Consider the following 426-nt stretch of genomic DNA (forward strand, 5'->3'; position numbering starts at 1 on the left):
GGGGGTGCTCTACCGCACCCGCTTCGGCCTGCGCCTGCGCGCGGTGGGGGAAAACCCCGCCTCGGTGGACACGGCGGGCGTGTCGGTCACCCGGCTGCGCTATACCGCCGTGGCGATCTGCGGCATCCTCTGTGGCATCGCGGGGGCCTATCTGGCGACCGGCCTCTCGGCTGGTTTCGTCAAGGAAATGACCGCCGGGCGCGGCTTCATCGCGCTGGCGGCGCTGATCTTCGCCAAATGGCGCCCCTGGCAGGCGCTGTTCGCGACGTTCCTGTTCGGGCTCTTGGAGGCGATCGCGAACCTCTATCCGAACCTGGACCTGGGGATCGTGACGGTGCCCTCGATGTTCATGAACGCGCTGCCATATATCCTGACCGTGGTGATCCTGGCCGGTTTCGTCGGCCGGGCCATCCCGCCCCGCGCCGG

The 426-nt window shown here is 68.8% G+C and carries 1 protein-coding gene; it reads left to right on the top strand.

Annotation, left to right across the window (positions count from 1 at the left end; translation table 11 throughout):
* The coding region (locus TW83_RS13340) for an ABC transporter permease (RefSeq protein WP_045983272.1) at positions 1 to 426 on the top strand (426 nt) is incomplete at both ends.

The organism is Paracoccus sp. S4493 (genome assembly GCF_000967735.1).
In the GTDB taxonomy this organism is placed as follows: domain Bacteria; phylum Pseudomonadota; class Alphaproteobacteria; order Rhodobacterales; family Rhodobacteraceae; genus Paracoccus; species Paracoccus marcusii.